This window comes from Acinetobacter sp. I-MWF, assembly GCF_025433935.1.
GTDB classification, from domain to species: Bacteria; Pseudomonadota; Gammaproteobacteria; order Pseudomonadales; family Moraxellaceae; genus Acinetobacter; species Acinetobacter guillouiae.
Genome location: NZ_JAMBAR010000001.1, coordinates 2,978,399 through 2,978,712 on the forward strand (window position 1 = coordinate 2,978,399; position 314 = coordinate 2,978,712).

Annotated in this window: 1 protein-coding gene; it reads right to left on the bottom strand. The window is 39.8% G+C overall.

From position 1 onward, the window contains the following. Positions 1-314, bottom strand: a 314-nt coding sequence (locus M2R48_RS13825; RefSeq protein ID WP_262086472.1) for a fimbria/pilus periplasmic chaperone, incomplete at both ends; no start/stop codon positions are given.

Consider the following 314-nt stretch of genomic DNA (forward strand, 5'->3'; position numbering starts at 1 on the left):
TTAATATAAAGTTCAGGTTTGCCCTGTTCATTATTCTTGACCCACCAACTTAATATCGGTTTAGCCAAAGGATTTTTAGTATTGGCTTTTTGTGAAACTTCAGTTAAACCACTGCCAAGTCCTTTGCCATAGCTAAACAAGGGAATCGAATAACGCATCTGAAAGCTGACTGTTGATGTTTCTTTATCCGTTTCTGGATTCACTTTGATGGGTAATTCATCGACAATAATTCGATAGGCCAGTTCTTTTGCATCAGGTACAGCAGCCGAGCGGGTTAAACGCAACATATGCTTTTCACCTGCCTTGATCTTTGC